12 protein-coding genes and 1 pseudogene are annotated in these 12,429 nt (G+C 71.4%); 8 read left to right on the top strand and 5 right to left on the bottom strand.

Features of this window, described 5'->3' with window-relative positions:
• Positions 1 to 24: 24 nt before the first annotated feature.
• The gene (locus tag QBL25_RS42060; protein WP_409062257.1) at positions 25 to 1,674 is read left to right on the top strand and encodes an acyl-CoA dehydrogenase family protein; all 1,650 of its coding nucleotides are present in this window, start codon (positions 25 to 27) and stop codon (positions 1,672 to 1,674) included.
• 548 nt (positions 1,675 to 2,222) lie between these two features.
• On the opposite strand, the pseudogene QBL25_RS42055 reads toward QBL25_RS42060, so the two are convergent.
• Together QBL25_RS42055 and QBL25_RS42050 are read right to left on the bottom strand one after the other, a co-directional pair.
• Positions 2,223 to 2,561 (bottom strand): annotated as a pseudogene (locus QBL25_RS42055) (DUF389 domain-containing protein); the annotation flags it as partial.
• Between the two features lie 199 nt (positions 2,562 to 2,760).
• Positions 2,761 to 4,074 carry a hypothetical protein gene (locus QBL25_RS42050; protein ID WP_409062256.1) on the bottom strand — a complete coding sequence of 438 codons (1,314 nt, stop codon included), beginning with the start codon at positions 4,072 to 4,074 and terminating at the stop codon, positions 2,761 to 2,763.
• Positions 4,075 to 4,399: 325 nt separating this feature from the next.
• Between QBL25_RS42050 and QBL25_RS42045 the strand changes: the two genes are divergently transcribed.
• From QBL25_RS42045 to QBL25_RS42035, 3 genes are all read left to right on the top strand, one after another.
• A complete protein-coding gene (locus tag QBL25_RS42045) occupies positions 4,400 to 4,714 on the top strand; it encodes an NIPSNAP family protein (RefSeq protein ID WP_409062255.1) in 315 nt (104 codons plus the stop codon).
• A 76-nt stretch (positions 4,715 to 4,790) separates the two neighbouring features.
• Entirely contained in the window at positions 4,791 to 5,402 is a 612-nt protein-coding gene (locus QBL25_RS42040; protein WP_409062254.1) for a TetR/AcrR family transcriptional regulator, read from the top strand.
• Positions 5,399 to 5,809, top strand: coding sequence for a DUF6069 family protein (locus tag QBL25_RS42035; RefSeq protein ID WP_409062253.1), 411 nt, complete (start codon positions 5,399 to 5,401; stop codon positions 5,807 to 5,809). Before QBL25_RS42040 ends, QBL25_RS42035 begins: the two co-directional genes overlap by 4 nt.
• Before the next feature lie 113 nt (positions 5,810 to 5,922).
• Here QBL25_RS42035 and QBL25_RS42030 read toward each other — a convergent pair whose 3' ends face one another.
• Positions 5,923 to 6,765, bottom strand: coding sequence for a helix-turn-helix transcriptional regulator (locus tag QBL25_RS42030; protein WP_409062252.1), 843 nt, complete (start codon positions 6,763 to 6,765; stop codon positions 5,923 to 5,925).
• 199 nt (positions 6,766 to 6,964) lie between these two features.
• Between QBL25_RS42030 and QBL25_RS42025 the strand changes: the two genes are divergently transcribed.
• The 3 genes from QBL25_RS42025 (at position 6,965) to QBL25_RS42015 (ending at position 9,593) form a co-directional block, all read left to right on the top strand.
• The gene (locus QBL25_RS42025; RefSeq protein ID WP_409062251.1) at positions 6,965 to 7,906 is read left to right on the top strand and encodes an SDR family oxidoreductase; all 942 of its coding nucleotides are present in this window, start codon (positions 6,965 to 6,967) and stop codon (positions 7,904 to 7,906) included.
• A 211-nt stretch (positions 7,907 to 8,117) separates the two neighbouring features.
• Positions 8,118 to 8,609, top strand: coding sequence for a nucleotidyltransferase domain-containing protein (locus tag QBL25_RS42020; protein WP_409062250.1), 492 nt, complete (start codon positions 8,118 to 8,120; stop codon positions 8,607 to 8,609).
• Between the two features lie 159 nt (positions 8,610 to 8,768).
• Positions 8,769 to 9,593: a MerR family transcriptional regulator gene (locus QBL25_RS42015; protein WP_409062249.1), complete on the top strand. Its 825-nt coding sequence runs from the start codon at positions 8,769 to 8,771 to the stop codon at positions 9,591 to 9,593.
• Positions 9,594 to 9,707: 114 nt separating this feature from the next.
• Here the strand turns inward: QBL25_RS42015 and QBL25_RS42010 are convergent, their stop codons facing one another.
• Positions 9,708 to 10,097, bottom strand: coding sequence for a hypothetical protein (locus tag QBL25_RS42010; protein WP_409062248.1), 390 nt, complete (start codon positions 10,095 to 10,097; stop codon positions 9,708 to 9,710).
• A 523-nt stretch (positions 10,098 to 10,620) separates the two neighbouring features.
• Here QBL25_RS42010 and QBL25_RS42005 point away from each other — a divergent pair.
• On the top strand, positions 10,621 to 11,787 hold the full coding sequence (locus tag QBL25_RS42005) for a PP2C family protein-serine/threonine phosphatase (RefSeq protein ID WP_409062247.1): 1,167 nt from the start codon (positions 10,621 to 10,623) through the stop codon (positions 11,785 to 11,787).
• Between the two features lie 67 nt (positions 11,788 to 11,854).
• Here the strand turns inward: QBL25_RS42005 and QBL25_RS42000 are convergent, their stop codons facing one another.
• Positions 11,855 to 12,373 carry a MarR family winged helix-turn-helix transcriptional regulator gene (locus QBL25_RS42000; protein ID WP_409062246.1) on the bottom strand — a complete coding sequence of 173 codons (519 nt, stop codon included), beginning with the start codon at positions 12,371 to 12,373 and terminating at the stop codon, positions 11,855 to 11,857.
• Positions 12,374 to 12,429: the final 56 nt, after the last annotated feature.

Here is a 12,429-nt window from a genome sequence, read left to right as displayed (position 1 = left end):
TCCGGCTCCCCTTCAGGAGGCACCATGTCCACGCCGATCAGCCACCCCACCGCCGTGACCCACCAGGTGACCAACCAGGCACCGCCGCTGACCGGCCATGACGCCGCCGACGACCCGGTGCTCATCGAAGGGGTGCGCCGCGAAGGCGCCGCCTGGCACCTCGATGACCTGCACCGCTTCGGGCATCTCGTCGGCAGTCAGGAGGCGCGCGGCTGGGCGGATCAGGCCAACCGCCACGAACCCGAGCTGCACACCCATGACCGCTACGGCAACCGCGTCGACGAGGTCGAGTTCCACCCCGCCTACCACTCCTTGATGGAGGCCACCGTCGGTGCGGGCGCCGCCGGTACCGCCTGGGCCGACCAGCGCCCCGGCGCCCACGTGGCGCGCGCCGCCACGTTCATGGTGGCCACCATGATGGAGCAGGGCCACATGTGCCCGGTCTCCATGACCTACGCCGTCGTCCCCGCGCTGCGGCGCGCCCCCGACCTGGCCAAGGTGTACGAGCCGCTGCTGACCAGCACGGTCTACGACCCGGGCCTGCGCACGCCCACCGGCAAACGCGGTCTGCTCGCCGGGATGGGCATGACCGAGAAGCAGGGCGGCACCGACGTACGCGCCAACACCACCGGCGCCGCCGAACAGCCGGACGGGACCTGGCGGTTGCGCGGCCACAAGTGGTTCACCAGCGCCCCGATGAACGACCTGTTCCTCGTGCTCGCCCAGGCACCCGGCGGCCTGTCCTGCTTCTTGGTCCCGCGCGTTCTGCCCGACGGCAGCCGCAACACCTTCCGCATCCAGCGCCTGAAGGACAAGCTCGGCAACCGCTCCAACGCCAGCAGCGAGCCCGAGTTCGACGACACGGTGGCCTGGCTCGTCGGCGACGAGGGCAAGGGGGTGCGCACCATCATCGACATGGTGACGATGACCCGCCTGGACTGCGTGCTCGGCTCCGCCGGGCACATCCGCGAGTCCCTGGCACAGGCCGCGCACCACACCCGCCACCGCGCGGTGTTCGGCGCCCAACTCATCGACCAGCCCCTGATGCGCAACGTGCTCGCCGACCTGGGCCTGGAATCGGAGGCCGCCACCACGCTGGGGCTGCGCCTCGCGGGCGCCGCCGACCGGGCCCAGCGCGGCGACGGCCAAGAGCGCGCGTTCTTGCGCCTGGCCACCGCCGTCTCCAAGTACTGGGTGTGCAAGCGGCAGCCGGCCGTGGTCACCGAAGCCCTCGAATGCCTGGGCGGCAACGGCTACGACGAGGCCTCGGGCATGCCGCGCCTGTACCGCGAGGCCCCCCTCAACGGCATCTGGGAGGGCTCCGGCAACGTCAACGCCCTGGACCTGCTGCGCGCCTTGGCCCGCGAGCCCGCTTCCCTCGACGCCTTCCGTACGGAGATCGAGGCGGCCACCGGAGCCGACCGGCGCCTCGACACGGCCTGGCGCGAACTGCGCGACGAGCTGGTGCTCACCGAGGATGCTCCGCTGCGCGCCCGCCGCATCATCGAGCGGGCCGCGCTCGTGCTGCAGGGTTCACTGCTCGTGCGCCACGCGCCGGCCGCCGTCGCCGACACGTTCTGCGCCTCGCGGCTCGCCGGTGACCAAGGGTTCGCCTTCGGCACCCTGCCGCCGGGCACCGACTTCGCCGCGCTCCTGGAGCGGCTGCCCGCGTGAGCCGCGCCGCCCGGCGGATTGGTCCTTCGGCCATCTCCGGTGGCAGCGCGGTCAGCTGCGCGCCGCCTTGTCCACCGTGCAGGTGTCCGTGTCCGCGGGGCACCAATGCGTCCGGCCGCCCACGAGATGGAGTTCGAGGTCCGCCTCGGCCATGCCTGCCTGGTCGAGGGCGGTCCGCAGCGCGGCGGGCGCGGGCTGGGGCGGCAGGCCGAGCACCCCCCGATGACGACGATGCCGTTGCGGGCCTCGACCGACGCGATCTGCCACTTGCCGCTGGCCGCCCACCGCTCGGCCACCGGGCGGGCATCGGCGGCGAGCATCCGGTCCCGGGCGACGGTGATCGTGCCGGTGGTCAGCGGCACCGCGATCAGGACGACGACCGCCGCCACCGCGACCAGGGTCCGGCCGTGGAACTCGCCGATACGCAGCCTGGATTCCTGGGCCGCACCCCGGATTCCGTACACCAGGAACACGATGGCGCCGGTGGCCACGATGGCGGCCACGTTGGTCGCGAAGAGCAGCGCGGACTCACTGGCGTCGTGATAGCGGCCGACCGTGAGGAGCAGCCCGGTCACGGCGAGCGGCGGCACGAGGGAGATGGCGATCGCCACGCCGGGCAGCGTGTCGGAGATGTCGGCGCGGACCAGTGCGAAGGCTCCGACCGTGCCGGTGGCCAAGGCGGCGAGCAGGTCGATCAGGCGCGGGCTGATCCGCCCGGACACCTGGCTGTTGGAGGCGAAGGCGTCGGGCGGGGCGGCGATCCAGCCGAGCAGCATCCCGATCGCCACCACGGCGAGCGCCCCGCCCAGCACCAGCAGTGCGCACCGCATCACCTGCGCCCGGTCGGCCAGGACCAGGGCCAGCGCGCTGCCCAGGATCGGCGTCATCAGCGGCGCGACGATCATCGCGCCGATGACGGTCGCGGTGGAGTCGCCCACCACGCCCGCGCTCGCGATGACCGAGGCGAGGACGAGCAGCCCCCAGAACCGCGTCGAGCTGGGGCTGCGGAGCGAGCGTTCGATGAACAGGGTGTCGGTCATCCGGCGGACGGTGACCGCGTCTGCTGATGCCACGTCCGGTGCCCCTTCAGACCGCGCTGTCGGTGACCGGCCGGTCGCCGTCGGGCCGGTGTCCGCCGAGGAACTCCAGGGCCGCGAGCAGGAACAGCAGGCACAGCGCGATCCCGACGACGACCCAGCCCGTGGGGTAGGACCACAGCAGGTAGGTGAGGAGCGCGGCGGCCACCAGGACCCAGGTGATCCAGGTGCGGTGGCGGCGGACGAAGGGGCCGACCGGGCCAAGACGCATCCCGGCGCGGTCCGCGGTGGACCGTACGGCCCCGATGCCGGAGGTCCACAGTCCGCGCACCAGAGAGGCCCTGCGGCCGCCTCCGGTGAGCCAGGCCGCCAGGGCGATCACGACGCCGAGGGCCACGACCATGCGGACCGTGGTGAACAGGAAGTGCGTCATGGTGTCGTACACCGCGCCGGCCGCGTCCTGCGAGACGTTCGCGGGCAGCCGGTCGAGGTAGAGCACCCGGAAGACCCGCAGCCCGATCCCGAGCAGCCCGGTGGCCAGCGCGACGGCCAGCGCCGCGGTGACCAGGGCCCGTCTCCTGCGTGCGGAGAGCAGGACGCCGGCGGCGACGAGGATCAGGGCGAGGACGGGAAGCCAGTTCCCGGCCAGTTGCAGCAGCCGCACATACGTCTTGGCCTTGCCGATGTCGTCCGATCTGACGAGCGTGAACTCGGTGTGGACCTCGGGGATCTTTCCCGCGACCGTCATGCCCTCGTCGACGAGGGACTGCTTGACGCGGTCCACCAGGGGCGCCAGGTCGAGGGTGACGGTGTCGTCCTCCAGCTTGACGGCGCCTCCGCCGCTGCCGGTCAGCGCTTTGTCGAGTGAGCTGTGGGCCTGCCGGTTGACCTGCTTCCAGATGTTGTCGAAGGCGTCGGAGCCGGCCACCGCACGTGCTTTGTCGTGCACGAAGCTGCGTACGGCGTCCTCCAGGGAGTCACCGAGCCTGCCCAGGGCCTTCTCCAGGCGAGGCCGGTCGGCGGCGGGCGCCTCGGACAGGAGGGCCGATAGGTCGATGCGGGTCATCAGGGCGTCCGTGGCCCGGTCGGCGACGGCGTCCTGCACGGCGGGGTCGGAGGCGAGCGGGCCGATCGTGTCGACGTAGCGGTCGGTGTCGCCGACGGTGTCGGCCGCCCAGGAGGCCACGACGGCGAGCGGTGCGAGCACGCAGCCGATCACGATGAGCAGCGCCGCGAGGAACGACCGGCCGCGGTGGCGACGGGCGCCGTGCGCCCGCTCGGACTCCAGCGCCGCGACCCGGCCGCGCAGCCGGTGCAGCTCGGCCTGCTGCGAGGCGCCCGCACGCTCGCTGCCGTCTGTCATCGTCGTCTCCTCGTCCTGAGCACCGCTGTGACCGTCGAAGCGGAACGCCTTCTGCGGCAGCCGGTGAGACGCGCCGTCCGTGGCCGGACGGCGCGCTGCCCTCACTCTCACCGCAGACCGGTGGAGCCGCCATTGGAGTCACTCCATAGGAAGGGGCGCCGGCATCCGTGGGGGTGCTTCGCGCATGAGTCCTTCGCCTGTTTCGCGGCGCGTGGGCCCATCCCGCGGCCGGGCGCGGTGCGGCAAGTCCGAGACCGAGCGGCTCGCCTGATCGGAGCGCGGAAGACCGAAGTGGCCGCCAGGGTCCGGCCGTTAGCCTCGCAGCATGATTACTTGCGTGGTTGAGTACGTGATCGATCCGGCGAAGACCGCATCGTTCGAGGAGTTCGGGCGCCGCTGGATGGAGCTGGTCGACCGTCACGGCGGGAGTCACCACGGCTACTTCTTGCCTGCCGAAGGGGCGAGCGACAAGGCACTCGCCTTGTTCAGCTTTCCCAGCCTTGCCGCGTATGAGCAGTACCGGACCCTGTTCGGCAAGGATCCTGACTTCATCGAAGCGGATCGCATCAGGGACGAGAGCGGGTGCGTGCTGCGCTACGAGCGCACTTTCATGCGCCCTCTCCTGCCTGGTCCGTCCTGACTCCTCGGCGATGACAGGACCGGAGTGAGTCCTCACTCATTGACGGAGTGAGGACTCACTCCGTACGCTTGCGGTCATGACAGCACCCAAGGAGAACCCCCCTGCCCGCCGCCGCGCCCCGGCCATGTCGCCGGAACAGCGCCGCGCGATGATCATCCAGACCGCGATCCCCCTGATCGCCGAGTACGGCGCCGCGGTGACCACGGCGAAGATCGCCCGCGCCGCGGGCATCGGTGAAGGCACGATCTTCCGGGTCTTCGCCGACAAGGACGAACTGCTGCAGGCCTGCATGGCCGAGGCGCTCTCCCCCGACCACGCGATCCGCGAGCTCGACGCGATCGACGTGTCCCAGCCGCTGGCCGACCGGCTCGCGGAGGCCGCCGAGGCACTCCAGGCCCACCTGGCCCGGATGGGCGCGATCGCCGGCTCGCTGGGCCATCACGGCGGCAAGCACCCCGGCACGGTGCGCGGCGCGGGCCGTCAGGAGTCCACCACCCGTATCCGCGCGGCCCTCGCCGAGCTGCTGGAGCCCGACAAGGCCGCCCTGCGCCGCCCGCCGGAGCAGATCGCGGCCCTCTTCTTCGGGCTGCTGTTCACCCAGCCGCGCACCGAGGACGAGCCGGACTTGACCCCGCAGGAGCTGGCGGAGGTCTTCCTGCACGGGGCGCTTGCCGGGGGCGCCGCGTGAACACGCGCAGACGGCGCCTCGGGACGACGGCCCTGGCCGTCCTGGCCCCCGTCCTGGTGTGGCTCATCGCGGATCCCCTGCTGGGACACCGGCTGCGGCTCGCCGACGGCCGGCAGACACTCGACATCGCCGCTGCGCCCGTGGCGGTCGTCGCCCTGCTCGCCTCCCTCGGCGGCTGGGGGCTGCTGGCCGCCCTGGAACGCTTCGGGGCGCCGCGCGCCCGCGCCATCTGGACCGGGGTGGCCGGCGCCGTCCTGGTCCTCTCCTTCTTCCCGCTGACCGGCGACGGCATGGACGGCGCCACCCGCACCGCCCTCGCCTTGATGCACCTGGCGGTGGCGGCGGCGCTGATCCCGGGGCTCGCCGGCAGCTACCCCGCCGCGGGAAACGGCGCCGTCCGGGAGTGAGCGCCGCCTCCCGGGAAGTGATCCGACGCCGCCGCGAGTACGCCGCCGGCCTGCGCGGTGCCACCCACCCGCAGGCCGGCACAAGAAAGACCGAGCAGACGCCCGGCAGCGGCTCAGCGCATCGCCTGCGCCCCTATGACCGACAGGAGTTGCAGCCGCTCGTAGCTCTCGCTGCCCGGCGCGGCGGTGTACACGAGCAGGCTGTGCGACTGGTCCGGGTCAAGGAGCCGCTGGCAGTTCAGCTCCAGCACGCCGACTTCGGGATGGATGAAGCGTTTGACCTCGTGCGGACGGATGCCGACCTCATGCTGGTCCCACAGGCGGCGGAATTCATCGCTCTGGTCGAGCAGCAACTCGGCGCAGTGCGCCGCACGGGAGCCCGGGCCCCGCAGCGTGGCCAGCTCGCGCAGACCGGACGCGAACATCCGGGAGAGGAAACCGTGGTCGCCGGCCACATACAGCGCCCGGGTCCCGGGGTCGGTGAACCAGCGGTAGCCGATACTGCGGGCGAGACCCGTGTAGCGGGTCGTGTCACCGGTGAGCGCGACCCCGAGGGGGCTTTGGCGCAGCGTCTCGCCGAGTTCGGTGACGATCTCCGCGGGGGTGTCGTCCAGCCGGTCGAGGATGCGGAGCAGACCGGGGCCGATGTGTTCGCCGGTCGTGCCCCGAGCGGGCGGGGCGTGCCCGGAGAGCCGGAAGAGGTGGTCGCGCTCGTCCAGGGAGAGGTGGAGACCCTGCGCGATGGAGGCGATCATCTGTTCAGAGGGCTGCGGACCGCGTTCGCGTTCCAGCCGGGCGTAGTAGTCGGTCGACATGTGGCAGAGCACGGCGACTTCCTCGCGGCGCAGTCCGCTGGTCCTGCGGCGTTGTCCGCGCGGGAGGCCGACGTCCTCCGGTTGCAGCAGTTCGCGGCGGCGTCGCAGGAACACGGCCAGTCCGGCGCGGTCGATCTCCATGGAAGTCCTTTCACGGCGCTGGCTTCTTTCTACCGCCCGGCGCCGCCGGCAACCACGGATCGCCGATCCCCCCTTCCCCTCGCGCCGGCAGACGGCTCCCGAGATCCCGTCCGTCGGATGGGCGGATCGAGAGTCCCTGGATAGCTCGGTGCGCCGGGGTCAGTGTGGAGGCAAGCGGACCGAACGGAAGTGAACCCTCATGCCACGCCAGATCACCGAATTCCCCCTCTCCGACCTGTCCGGCAAGCGCGCCGTGGTCACCGGCGCGAGCGACGGCATCGGGCTGGGCATCGCCACGCGCCTCGCCGCTGCGGGCGCCGAGGTCGTCCTGCCCGTACGCAACCCGGACAAGGGCGAGAGAGCCGTCGCCGCGATCCGGCGGGAGGCACCGGACGCGCAGGTCTCGCTGCGTACGCTCGACCTCTCCCGCCTGGACTCCGTCGCGGCCCTCGGCAAGACCCTGCTCGCCGAGGACCGGCCCATCCACCTGCTGGTCAACAACGCCGGTGTCATGACGCCTCCCGACCGGCAGACGACCGCCGACGGGCTCGAGCTGCAGTTCGGCACCAATCATCTCGGGCACTTCGCCCTCGTCGGCCACCTGCTGCCCCTGCTGCGCGCCGGGCGCGCCCGGGTGACCTCGCAACTGAGCGTCGCCGCGAACCGCAACGGCATCCACTGGGACGACCTGAACTGGGAGCGGTCCTACAACGGCATGCACGCCTACAGCCAGTCGAAGATCGCCTTCGGTCTCTTCGGCCTGGAACTGCACCGGCGCAGCGAGGCCCGGGGCTGGGGCATCACGAGCAACCTCGCCCACCCGGGCATCGCGCCGACGAGCCTGCTCGCCGCCCGGCCCGAGGTCGGCCGCGCCAAGGACACCCTGGGCGTGCGCGTCATCCGTCTGCTGTCCGCCCGCGGCCTCATCGTGGGCACCGTACAGAGCGCGAAGCTTCCCGCCCTGTACGCCGCCGCCTCACCCGACGCCCGGGGCGGCGCCTTCTACGGGCCCGGCGGGCCCGGGCACATGGGCGGTCCGCCCGCGGAGCAGAGGCTGTACAGCCGCCTGCGCTCCGACGAGGAGGCCCAGCGGGTGTGGCAGGTCTCCGAAGAATTCACCGGCGTGCGCTTCGCGAGCTGAGAAGCACGCCGGTTCGCACCGGATCGAGCACATCCCGGGCCGAACACAAGGGCTGGAGCCACCGTCTCGGAGGGCGGAGCAACACGTCTGCCGACCCTCGGCTCCGCGCGGCCAGCGTCGGCGGCCAGCCTGCCCGCACGGGGCCTGCCCCACCTCTACCGGGGGAAATCGGTCGCCGCCCGGCGCCGACGCCTCTAACCTGCCTCGGGTGATGACAGCTGACGACGTGGTGCGCGTCCTGGCCCTGTTGCGGCGGGCGCAGGCCGATGTCTGGGTCGGCGGCGGGTGGGGAATCGACGCTCTGATCGGCGAGCAGACCCGAGACCATCGCGACCTGGACCTGATGCACCGGCACGACCAGGAGGCCGCCGTGCTGACGGTCCTGTCCGCGGAAGGCTTCGTGGAGAGCCTGAGTTGGAGGCCCGTCCGATTCGTCGTGCAGGCTTCGGACGGCCGGGAGATCGACTTTCATCCGCTGGTCTTCAGTGCTGACGGCTCAGCAGTGCAGGCGTCGCCCGAACCGCAACGTCCCTTCGTCTACCCCTCCTCATGTTTCGTGACCGGCACCATCCAGGGGACGTCCGTCCCGTGCCTGTCCGCCGAACAGCAGGTCTATTTCCATCAGGGATACGACCCCACGGCACGTGACCGGCACGACATGGCCGAACTTCGCCGCGTCTTCGGGATCGCCACGCACTTTTGACCCGTGCCGGTGCGGTGCCAAGATTCCACCGACGTGCTCGCGTCACGGAGCATGAACCGATGCCGGTGTGCAACGGCTGCGTTTGCCACCTGTCACCGGCATGGCTGGACGTGGCGCATTGACCCTCACACCGTGTCAGGCGCTGGACTCGGAGCCATCATGTTCACCATCGGAGATTTCGCCCGACACGGCCGCGTATCGGTCCGCATGCTGCGGCACTACGACGCCACGGGACTGCTGCGCCCGGCCCATGTCGATCCCGCCACCGGCTACCGGTATTACGCGGCTGCCCAGCTGGCCCGCCTCAACCGCGTCATCGCGCTCAAAGACCTCGGCCTGACCCTCCAGCAGGTCCAGCAGATCCTGGACGAGAAGGTCACCACCGAAGAACTGCGCGCCATGCTGCGGCTACGGCGGGCCGAACTGGAGGCCGCCATGACCGCCGCGGCGGCGCGGCTGGTCCAGGTCGAGGCGAGACTCCGGTCGATCGAGAGCGAGGGACACATGCCCACCGACGACGTCGTCACCAAGAGCATCCCGGCGATCCGGGTGGCGGAACTGACCGCGATAGCCGCGAGCTACGCGCCCGAAGACATCAGCCCGGTCATCGGGCCGCTCTACGACGAGCTGTTCCGGCGCCTGGAGGCGGCCAAGGTGGCGCCCACGGGGCCGGGCGTCGCCTCCTACGAGGACGCCCCGGAAGGCGGCGGCAAGATCACCGTCCACGCCGCCGTCCAAGTCGCGGCCCCGCTCCAGGACGGCGCCTTCCGGGTAGTGGATCTGCCGCCCGTCGACCAGGCGGCGACCATCGTGCACCGCGGCTCCATGGACGGCGTGCTGCCGACGGCCCAGGCGCTGGCCGTCTGGATCGACGAGAACGGCTACCGGTCGGCCGGACACCCGCGAGAGGTCAACCTGGAATGCCCGGACAACCGTGAGGACTGGGTGACCGAACTCCAGGCGCCGGTGACCCGGGGCGCGTAATGCGCTGAGGCCCTCGCCATCGTCCGTGCGAGGAATCAGCACAGATGATCGCGAGGGCCTTTGCCGGCGCTTCCGCTCCCGGGACGACGCAAGCCGTCCCGGGCGTGGGAGGTCTCAGAGGATGCGCTCGGGAGCGTCGAACTGGTCGACCGGCGCGGTGTCGCAGTTGGCGGAGGGGCCGCCCAGGACGTTGCCGCCCACGCCCTGCGCACCGGGGACCGCGCAGCGCAGGTCGACGTTGACGAACGGGGCGCCGTAGGTGTTGGCGATGCCGCCGGGGTCGCCGGCGATGGCGACATCGCCGTTGTCGGTGGCGAACGGTGCGGTGCCGGTGCCGGAGGTCGTCTCGCCGTAGGAGGCGCGTGCGGCCTCATTGGCGTTGTGTGCGCTGGTCATCGTCTCGGCCTGCGGGCCCTCGGTCGCCGAGGCGACACCCGTCGTGCCGACCGTGGCAGCAGCAGCGGCCGACGCGAGCGCGGCACCGGCGAGAACTTTGCGGATCATGGTTGCTCCATGGTGTGTGGGGGTGACAGGAGCAGCATGCAGTCCGTTGACCTGCCCGGAAGCCAGCGACGGAAGGAACGTCACTTCGCACCACTCGACCGGCGCACATAACCACACAAACAGAGTAGAGCAGGGCAACCAGGCTCCCGCCGCGCGGAAACCTCCCGTAACTGGCGGCCCGAGCAGGCCCGACGAGATGCCGGAGACAGGCGTGCAGTTGCGCTCCCGGCGGCCACCCCTTCCGTCTCGACTGGCACGCCGCGCGCAGCCGTGAGAGGGCCTGCGGCACACGGCCGACAGCGGCTGCTGCGCCGCGGCAGGGCACGCGCGAGTACGGGCGACGCCATGCTCCGGCACGCTGCGCCTGCCGCGTGATGGGCCGCGTCCACAATTGTCGTCCGACAATGGTCTGGAGAGGTAAAATCGGAGGCGATCCGGCGGGCGTCATGCCAGGGAGCGAGCCCACCGGCGGCCCGCAACCGCCTGCAGTGTGCGGGTCGGGGTGTACGGGAAGCGGGACGACGTGAAGAGACAGACCACCGTGGAGCATGCGCTGCGGGCGGCGATGCCCAGCGCACTGCTCGAGATCGTCACGGTGACCCTCGGAGAGCAATACGGTGCCGCGCGCGTGGAATTGCGTCTGGCCGATTACGGCATGCGGTCGCTGCAAGCAGTCGAGACCGTGCCGTACACCACCAAGCCGGTCATGATCCACGACAGCCCGCAGGGGCGCGCTTTCGGGTCCCAGGAAGCGCAGGTGATGGCCGATCCTGACGGCCACGCGGTGACCGTGCACTTCCCGGTGACCGTCCGCGGGGACCGCATGGGGATCTTGTCCGTCACGTTTCCGGAAGACCGCTACGCGGACGCGCTGATTCCCGAGGTCCAGCACATCTGCGAAGTGCTGGGGCACGAGATCCTTGTCGCGGAACGGGACACCGACCTGTACGTCCTGGCCCGCCGAGCCGCACGCTTGACGCTGGCCGCCGAGATGCAGTGGCAGCTGCTGCCCGGCCGGGCCTGTTCCCGCCCCGAGTTCGCCCTCGGCGGCCACCTCGAGCCCGCTTACTCGATCTTCGGAGACAACTTCGACTGGTCCGCGGACCAGGACCACCTCACCTTGACCGTCACCAACGGCATGGGCGAAGGCATCGAGGCCGCCCTGCTCACCAACCTCGTCGTCAACGCCATGCGCAATGCCCGGCGGGCCGGTCTCGGCCTGGCCGATCAGGCCTGCCTGGCCGACCAGGCGGTGTACGCCCAATACCGCGGCGCGGCCCATGTCTCGGTCCTGCTGCTGCGCTTCGACCTGGCGACCGGCGAGGTCGAGGCCGTGGACGCCGGCTCTCCGCGGCTGTGGCGGCTGCGGGACAAGAAGGTCGTCGACATGTCCCTGGAAGCTCAGTTCCCCCTGGGCATGTTCGAGGACACCGAGTACACGGCCCAGCATTTCCAGGTGCTCCCGGGCGACCGTCTCCTGATCGGCAGCGACGGCGTCTACGACACGCTCTCCTCGGCCAGCGAGAAGTACGGCGAACGGGCGCTGGCGCGGTCCTTGATGGCCACCAGTTTGCTCCCTCCCCCGCAGGTGCCCGGAGCCATCTTGCGCGAGCTGGCGACCTACCGGGGCGAGACCCCGCTGGACGACGACGCGCTGGTGGTCTGCCTGGACTGGTACGGGCGGCCGTAGGCGGCGGCTCGGGGAGCGGACCGCCTGAGGCTGCGGTCGGCCGCGATCCCGTGGCGGGGGCGGTGGTTCAGGCGGAGCGGGCCACGTCCTGGGGCGAGGGGGCCGGCGGGGTGTCGGGGGGCAGCAGGCGGGGATCAGGCCGGCCGGCCAGCGCTTCTTGGAACGCGGCCAGGCTCCGGGTCAGGGCGTCGCGCTGACGGGCGGGCATGGCGGCCAGGGTCTGGACGAGGAGATCGTCGCGTTGTTCCCGGATGCGGGCCAGGTGCCGGCGGCCCGCCGCGGTCATGGAGAGGACGACTTCGCGGCCGCTGTCGGGGCAGGGATCGCGCCGGACGAAACCGAGGGCCTGGAGCCGGTCGACCAGGCGCGAGGCGGACGGCGGGGCGGCGCCCAGGAGTTCGACGAGGGAACGCATGCGGATGCCGTCCTCGCGGTCGACGAGGTACATCACCCGCAGCTGTGAGGGGGGTACGTTCGGCGCCGGGGAGTCGCTGCGGGCCTGTTCCCACAGAACGTCGAGGAGCTCGACTATGTCGCCGACCTGACGGGCCGCCTGGGCGGAGGCGGTGCGGGCGTGCTCGGTCATGTGGTCATCCCGTTCGAGGGAGGCTGTCCCCGGTGGTGAGCATGCGCGTTCGTGCA

This window comes from Streptomyces sp. SYP-A7185 (genome assembly GCF_046103685.1).
Classification (GTDB): domain Bacteria; phylum Actinomycetota; class Actinomycetes; order Streptomycetales; family Streptomycetaceae; genus Streptomyces.
Note: the sequence above shows the minus strand (reverse complement) of the source record. Positions and strands in the feature narration are given on the sequence as shown.

What these genes read in the sequence shown, in the direction of transcription:
- QBL25_RS42045 (WP_409062255.1), top strand. Translation starts at nt 4,400, where the DNA reads ATGATTACTTGCGTGGTTGAGTACGTGATCGATCCGGCGAAGACCGCA.
- QBL25_RS42015 (WP_409062249.1), top strand. Translation starts at nt 8,769, where the DNA reads ATGTTCACCATCGGAGATTTCGCCCGACACGGCCGCGTATCGGTCCGC.
- QBL25_RS42000 (WP_409062246.1), bottom strand. Translation starts at nt 12,373, where the DNA reads ATGACCGAGCACGCCCGCACCGCCTCCGCCCAGGCGGCCCGTCAGGTC.
- QBL25_RS42040 (WP_409062254.1), top strand. Translation starts at nt 4,791, where the DNA reads ATGACAGCACCCAAGGAGAACCCCCCTGCCCGCCGCCGCGCCCCGGCC.
- QBL25_RS42050 (WP_409062256.1), bottom strand. Translation starts at nt 4,074, where the DNA reads ATGACAGACGGCAGCGAGCGTGCGGGCGCCTCGCAGCAGGCCGAGCTG.
- QBL25_RS42030 (WP_409062252.1), bottom strand. Translation starts at nt 6,765, where the DNA reads ATGGAGATCGACCGCGCCGGACTGGCCGTGTTCCTGCGACGCCGCCGC.
- QBL25_RS42010 (WP_409062248.1), bottom strand. Translation starts at nt 10,097, where the DNA reads ATGATCCGCAAAGTTCTCGCCGGTGCCGCGCTCGCGTCGGCCGCTGCT.
- QBL25_RS42020 (WP_409062250.1), top strand. Translation starts at nt 8,118, where the DNA reads ATGACAGCTGACGACGTGGTGCGCGTCCTGGCCCTGTTGCGGCGGGCG.
- QBL25_RS42025 (WP_409062251.1), top strand. Translation starts at nt 6,965, where the DNA reads ATGCCACGCCAGATCACCGAATTCCCCCTCTCCGACCTGTCCGGCAAG.
- QBL25_RS42060 (WP_409062257.1), top strand. Translation starts at nt 25, where the DNA reads ATGTCCACGCCGATCAGCCACCCCACCGCCGTGACCCACCAGGTGACC.